This is a genomic window from Paenibacillus sp. 1-18 (genome assembly GCF_000520755.1).
GTDB classification, from domain to species: domain Bacteria; phylum Bacillota; class Bacilli; order Paenibacillales; family Paenibacillaceae; genus Paenibacillus; species Paenibacillus brasilensis.
On sequence record NZ_ASSB01000139.1, the window covers coordinates 26954 to 34122 of the forward strand.

Annotated in this window: 5 protein-coding genes and 2 pseudogenes; all 7 read left to right on the top strand. The window is 39.9% G+C overall.

Going from position 1 to position 7169, the window contains the following annotated elements; translation table 11 throughout:
- Positions 1–46: 46 nt before the first annotated feature.
- A pseudogene (locus tag L693_RS32385) lies at positions 47–151 on the top strand (PTS sugar transporter subunit IIC); the annotation flags it as partial.
- A gap of 348 nt (positions 152–499) precedes the next feature.
- Positions 500–1198 carry an L-serine ammonia-lyase, iron-sulfur-dependent subunit beta gene (gene sdaAB / locus L693_RS0109405; RefSeq protein ID WP_025717046.1) on the top strand — a complete coding sequence of 233 codons (699 nt, stop codon included), beginning with the start codon at positions 500–502 and terminating at the stop codon, positions 1196–1198.
- Between the two features lie 22 nt (positions 1199–1220).
- A pseudogene (gene sdaAA / locus L693_RS0109410) lies at positions 1221–2110 on the top strand (L-serine ammonia-lyase, iron-sulfur-dependent, subunit alpha).
- A 185-nt stretch (positions 2111–2295) separates the two neighbouring features.
- On the top strand, positions 2296–3615 hold the full coding sequence (locus L693_RS0109415) for an aromatic amino acid transport family protein (protein WP_025717048.1): 1320 nt from the start codon (positions 2296–2298) through the stop codon (positions 3613–3615).
- A 420-nt stretch (positions 3616–4035) separates the two neighbouring features.
- Positions 4036–5019 (top strand): LacI family DNA-binding transcriptional regulator, encoded by a 984-nt coding sequence (locus L693_RS0109420; protein ID WP_025717049.1) that lies wholly within the window; start codon positions 4036–4038, stop codon positions 5017–5019.
- 202 nt (positions 5020–5221) lie between these two features.
- Positions 5222–6676: a sucrose phosphorylase gene (gene gtfA / locus L693_RS0109425; protein WP_025717050.1), complete on the top strand. Its 1455-nt coding sequence runs from the start codon at positions 5222–5224 to the stop codon at positions 6674–6676.
- A 347-nt stretch (positions 6677–7023) separates the two neighbouring features.
- The coding region (locus L693_RS27895) for a PTS sugar transporter subunit IIB (protein WP_442950171.1) at positions 7024–7169 on the top strand (146 nt) is incomplete at its 3' end.

A 7169-nucleotide genomic window follows, 5' to 3' on the forward strand; every position in this document is an offset into this window, starting at 1 on the left:
CTAATCAACAAAAAGAAAACGCATACATGAATCAATAGTTTAGGCATTATTCAGCTATAAAGCTCCAAAAGGCATGAAGGCTACGGGCGCCCTTGCCGGTGCCGCATGTGCCGCCTTCCTGGTAGAAGCTTCCAGAAGTATGTCGGCGGAGATCTGCTCGGAATCCCGTTTTTAGGAAAAATCGGTGACGTCGCATATATTCCCTGATGATGGGTGCCGCTTGTGCCGGAATAGGCATGCTGCCCGGTTTGGTCGCCGGGTATCTAGTGGCGTTCCTGGTAAAGTATATCGAGAAGAAAATGCCGGCAGGATTCCAGAACCTTCAAGATGGTTACTGGAAAGCTAAACCAACTATCAAATAAAACGTAAGAAGCTTTGACTCCGGTTGGGATCGCTTTTTTTAAGTAATTCAACCAGCATTTCCGATGACTTCTTTACGCTTTCCGTGCGGCGGCGAAAGCCAATTGCCCGCTTGTCTATCAATTATGGGGGTGCTTATATGAACATGAATGTAATACCTATTAAAGAAAAAGAGGTTGTTAAATACAAAAGTTGTTTTGATGTGATTGGGCCGGTAATGATAGGTCCTTCAAGTTCACATACTGCAGGTGCTTTAGCTATTGGAACAGTTGCCAGTAAATTATTTCAAGGTATTCCAAAAAAAGTACTGGTAAGGTATTATGAGTCATTTGCTGAAACCCATAAAGGACACGGAACTGATTTTGCAATTATTGCTGGGATATTAGGATTTGCTGCCGATGACAGCAAAGTACCAGATGCCATTAAAATAGCAGAATCTAAAGGAATTGACATTACCTTTATTGAAAAAGCAGGTGATAGTCCTGCTGGTCATCCAAATACGGCAGACGTATATTTAGAGGATGAAAGTCGAAGTATTAGAACGATGGGTATATCGGTCGGCGGCGGATTAATTGAAGTCAAACATGTTGAAATTGACGGATTTAGCATAGATCTGCAGGGGCCATTGCCAGTTATTATTGCGATTTCCGAAAGAGCTGACTTTAAATTTGTCTTACGCAGGATCTTTAAACAATATGATGTGGAAATTAACAACTTTCATAGTTTGGAAGAAAGCGGAAAATATTTATATGCATTCGCTTTGGATTCGCTATTGCCCGGTGATGTTCAGAAGGAATTGGGAAGTTTAAGCAGCATAGCTAATATCATTATTCTTTAGTTACATTAAGAGGTGGAAAAATATGTATATGACCATAAAAGAAATTGTAGATGCAGCTAATAAAAGGCAAAAGCCAATTTATGAATTAGCAATCGAACAGGAAATCGAACAAACTAAAGCCTCTTATGAAGAAGTTTGGAGTAAAATGGAAAAAAATTTAGCGGCTATGGAAAATTCCATAAATAATAGTATCGAGGGCGACGGGGTATTTTCTCCGACCGGTTTAACCGGAGGTGATGCTGTTAAAATAAAAAAATATCGAGAGAATGGAAAAACTCTTTCTGGAGATTTGATGGTGTCAGGGGTTCAAAGTGCTATCGGTGTTAATGAAGTAAATGCTTCATTAGGGGCTATTTGTGCAACTCCAACAGCAGGTGCGAGTGGGACGATCCCGGGAGTCCTATTTAGTATTAAAGATACGTTGCAGTTAAGCCATGAAGATATGGTCCATTTTCTATTCACTTCATCTTTATTTGGAATGATAGTCGCAAATAATGCTTGTATTTCCGGAGCTTACGGAGGATGTCAAGCTGAAGTAGGCAGTGCCTCAGCAATGGCGGCTGCGTCAGCGGTAGAAGCTGCCGGAGGAACGCCACAGCAATCTTCTGAAGCTTTCTCAACCGCATTACAAAATTTACTCGGTTTAGTTTGTGATCCAGTCGCTGGTTTGGTAGAAATTCCTTGTGTAAAGAGAAACGCCGTTGGAACGGCAAATGCTTTAGTAGCAGCGGACATCGCATTAGCTGGTGTAAACAATATCATCAATGCTGACGAAGTTATTGAAGCGATGTATAGAGTTGGAAGACAGATGCCTCGCGAATTAAGAGAGACAGGTTTAGGCGGAATTGCGGCCACGCCTACAGGAATTGCCATTAAAAGTAAATTTTTGGAGAGAAACAATTAAAGAAATAAAATTAATTTTTTTTGTAAATGCTAATGATTCCATCGGGTTGATGCCTAGCGAATTTTTCGATTTTGATCAACTTAAGAAGGACCCGCGATGTGGCGCACCTTGTAAGCAATTCATTTTTCAAGAATGGTCTATATTCCTAAGCCTTAAAAGAGAGTAAGATAGGGATACAAGGAGGAATTATTATATGAATGGGAATGCTGCAAAAAAAGTAGAATTTCAACCTGAAAATACTGAAGTAAAAAAAGGGAAATATCCAGACCCTAAAAAGTGGCATAAACAGGATACTACCTGGGCATTGAGCCTTTTTGGAACAGCAATTGGAGCAGGAGTACTCTTTTTACCTATTAATGCAGGTTCAGGTGGTTTATTGTCATTACTTTTAATTACTATACTTGCATTTCCTGTAATGTATTTTTCACATAGGGCGCTTGCTAAAATGATAAACGCCTCCAATTCTGGAAATGATGGGATTACAGGTACAATAAGAGAGTATTTCGGAAATAAGGCAAGTATAATTTTTAACATAGTATATTTCTGCTCAATTTATACTATTGTGCTGATGTATTCGGTTGCACTTACAAATACGGCAAGTAGTTTTATCGTGCATCAATTACACATGGCGGAGCCTCCAAGGGCCATTTTATCGCTTGTATTAGTACTCGGTCTTATAGCTATATTAAATTTCGGTCAAGATATTACTGTAAAAATAATGAGCATGCTAGTATATCCTTTTATCGTTTCTCTACTTTTTATCGCAATATCTTTGATTCCACAGTGGAATATGTCAATGCTTAGTTTTTCAAGTGTTTCTACTGCTTCAACAGGATCGGGATATTTTGGAACGATATTGATGATACTACCAATCATCGTATTCTCGTTTAATCATTCTCCTATTATTTCGTCATTTGTTACGAAACAGAGAGCTACCTATGGAACATTAGCTTCTGATGCCAAATGTGCTCAAATACAAAGAGTTTGTTATATCATGACATTCGCTGTTGTTATGTTCTTTGTTTGGAGCAGTGTCATGAGTTTGACTCCAAATGATCTTATAATGGCAAAAGAACAGAACTTGTCAATTCTATCATATATTGCTAATCGGCTTAATTCGCCTCTAATCACTATTGCAGCTCCTATCATTGCTTTTATGGCCATAACAAAGTCCTTCCTTGGCCATTATATAGGAGCATATGAGGTAATGCGTGACGTGATTATCAAGTTCAATAAAACACGCGGAAAAAATGTAGAAGAAAAAACAGTTAAGACAATGATCCTTGCTTTTGTCGTATTATCATGCTGGTATGTTGCTTATGCAAATCCAAGTATTCTTGGAATCATTGATTCCCTTAGCGGTCCGTTAGTTGCTGCTATCTTATGTCTATTACCAATGTATGCGATCCGTAAAGTACCAGTACTAGCTAAATACAGAGGGAAAATAAGCAATGTATTTGTCATTGTTATAGGTTTACTTACTGTCCTAGCAAGTATTATGTCATTATTCTAATTCACTATTGTTGGTTCTAGTGCAAAAATAGTGGGATATGAAAAAAAGAACGAAAGATTCCTAGCGGAATTGAATTTTATTAATAGAAGCAGAGACACGCTTAAGAAGAACATGCTGAATCTGGATCAGCCATTTCACCGGTAGTTTTTTCAATTTTATGTATTTTTGAAATATTCCACATTCTAAGCTGCTTTATAGGGGAGTCCCTTGGAAGCAGCTTTTTTGTGTCCTACATGCGTGTACAAAGCTAAAAAGCGAAATCAGGTTCTTAGGGACGGGCCCCTCTCTCATCTAAATTTGCAGCTATATAAAATAATTAAGTGGAGACATTTTCAAACTTTCGTTAGAATTATGACATATGAATATTTGAGAATTATAAAATAATTTTAGAAATTTCTGATGGTTACGGAGGTCAATCCATTGAAACCAAAACTAGAAGATGTAGCAAAGCGTGCGGGTGTTTCCCCAACGACGGTTTCCAGAGTCATGAATAACAGGGGATATATCAGTGAAAAGACACGCTCGTTAGTATATAACGCTATGGAAGAGTTGAATTATGTACCGAACGAAATGGCCAGATCGCTGCTATCCAAACAAAGCAACATTGTAGGATTAATTTTCCCAACGGTGAGTAACCCTTTTTATGCGGAGTTAATATTTCATATTGAGCTTGCTTGTGAGGAGCTGGGGTATAAGGTTTTTCTGTGCAACAGTTTGAAAAGTGCAGAGAAGGAAGCGAATTATTTGAGGATGCTGCTACGGAACCAAGTGGATGGAATTATTGTCGGTAGTCATAACAGGGGCGTATTTGAGCGAGTAAACTCTTCATTTCCCATTGTCTCCATTGACCAGCATATTTCTGAAAATGCGGTTGTCGTCTCTTCGGATAATTATTTGGGCGGGAAGTTGGCAACGGAACATTTAATTCATAATGGCTGTCAAAAAATCGTTCATATCAATGGGCCGTACATGCTGCAAACCGATACACGTTTGCGCTTGGAAGCCTACCAAAAAACGATGGAGAACCACGGACGTGAATCCATTGTTTACGAAGTTCCAAGGTCTTTTGACCAAGATTTATATAAACAAATCATTCACCAGATTTTTAGTGAGCATCCGGATGTGGATGGTATTTTTGCGAGTGATGATATCTTGGCGGCAAACGTTTATTTTGAAGCTTTAAAGACAGGCAGACGTGTACCGGAAACCTTGAAAGTCGTTGGGTATGACGGGACAGAGACGGCCCAAGCTTTTATGCCACAGTTAACCACTATTCGACAGCCTATTGAGCTCATGGCTCGGCAAGCTGTGGGGATATTGAACAAACAAATAAATAACCAGGACTACTCGGGGGATCTAAACCCGCTGCTCCCGGTCCATTTTATCCTTGGGCAAACAACATAAATAAAGACCGTTCCCTTACTTTTGTATGAGGTAACGGTCTTTTGAATATTGTGTGTCAATCGTTTGGCATATCAAGCCTTTGGTATATAATATAAATCATTACAACGCTTTTGAAAACGCTTTACTAGCGTTGCGAATTTCACACAGGGGACAGTAACATATTCAATATATCCCACAGAGGGAGAACAGGGGATGAACTATCGTGCCAATTAAAAATGAAATTATGCTTATCACTTATGCCGACAGTATGGGAAAGAATCTGAAAGAGCTGGGGGAACTGCTAAGCAGTCATTTTAAACATGTCATCGGCGGCGTTCATTTGCTTCCTTTCTATCCGTCTTCGGCAGACCGGGGCTTTGCTCCGATGACCTATGAGACTGTTGATGCACCCTTTGGTGACTGGGAAGATATTGAACGGCTGTCTCAAGATTTCTACCTTATGTTTGATTTTATGATTAATCATATCTCTCGCAGCTCGGAATATTTTCAGGATTTTATCCAACATAAAGACGCTTCGCCGTACGCCGACTTGTTTATCCGGTACAAAAATTTCTGGCCTAATGGAGCGCCCACTCAGGAAGAAGTAGATTTGATTTATAAAAGAAAGCCACGTGCGCCTTATATTGATGTCGAGTTTAAGGATGGTACGACGGAAAAGATATGGTGTACCTTTGATGAGGAACAGGTGGATCTTAATCTGGACTCGGATGTGACCCAGCAATTTGTCAGAGAAAACCTGGTTCGACTGGCTGAAAAGGGTGCTTCCATCATCCGACTTGATGCTTTTGCATATGCTACCAAAAAAATAGGAACCAATTGTTTCTTCGTGGAGCCTGAAATTTGGGACATGCTGGGTGAAGCACAGGAGATATTGAAGCCATACGGCGTCGATGTCCTGCCGGAGATTCATGAGCATTATTCCATTCAGTTGAAGCTTGCCGAAAAGGATCATTGGGTTTACGATTTTGCCCTACCTATGCTGGTGCTGCACACACTGTATAGCGGTAATAGTGAGCGTCTCACGCACTGGCTGAACATCTGTCCGAGAAAGCAGTTTACTACGCTGGATACTCATGATGGAATTGGAGTGGTGGATGCCAAGGGTTTAATGACAGATGAAGAGATCGAAGAGACTAAAGATCATTTGTTCTCCAAGGGAGCTAATATTAAAAGGGTATACAATACGGCTGCCTATAATAACCTGGATATCTATCAGCTCAACTGTACGTACTATTCAGCACTCGGCAACAACGATGATGCCTATATGCTGGCAAGAGCTATTCAGTTTTTTGCACCGGGCATCCCTCAAGTCTATTATGTAGGACTGCTGGCAGGTGAAAATGACATCGACCTATTAGAAGAAACAAAGGTAGGCCGTAACATTAACCGGCATTACTATTCCCAAGAAGAAGTCATTGAGAACCTGGAAAGACCGGTTTTGAAGCGATTGTCTAAGTTGATGGAATTCCGCAATTCCTATCCTGCATTTGATGGTGAAATCAAAATTATAGAAGCTGGAAATCCCGATCAGTTGGAAATACAATGGGAAAAAGGGAGCTATCGCGCCCTTCTGAAAGCCAACGTGCGGACTCATGCATTTACAATTGATTATGTAGATCTGGAAAAAGGATCTCTTGTGCGTCTGACAGACGTTTAACGGACAGGACGCATCGGAATCTAAGAGTATAACAGAATATAATATCCTGCACGGTTATTCAGCCGCCTGCCCACAGTCTATTCCCTGTGGCGGGCGGCTTTTCTTTTTACGATAATCCCCAGGCGTGATGCCCTCCAGCTTTTTGAACATGCGAATGTTTATTGAGAGATTAAAGAGAAGAAATGAAAGCGTTAATATTGAGGAAAAAAATAAAATGTGTCATTTTTTAAAAAAAGTCTATACATATAAATTAAATGTATATACAAAAAAAGTATGGATTTATAATTACGCTGTAAACGTTTTCTATTACTTAATATCCAATAAGACCTTGAAGGGAAGGAATAATCATGAAGAAAATTTTACTGGCGTGCAGCTCAGGTATGTCTACAAGTTTGCTGGTTACCAAGATGCAGGATTATGCCAAGTCCATTGGAGACGAGGCTGAAATTTGGGCAGTAGGTCAAGATCAGGCGGCAGAAGACATGGCTAAAGC

What these genes read in the sequence shown, in the direction of transcription:
- L693_RS0109415 (WP_025717048.1), top strand. Translation starts at nt 2,296, where the DNA reads ATGAATGGGAATGCTGCAAAAAAAGTAGAATTTCAACCTGAAAATACT.
- sdaAB (WP_025717046.1), top strand. Translation starts at nt 500, where the DNA reads ATGAACATGAATGTAATACCTATTAAAGAAAAAGAGGTTGTTAAATAC.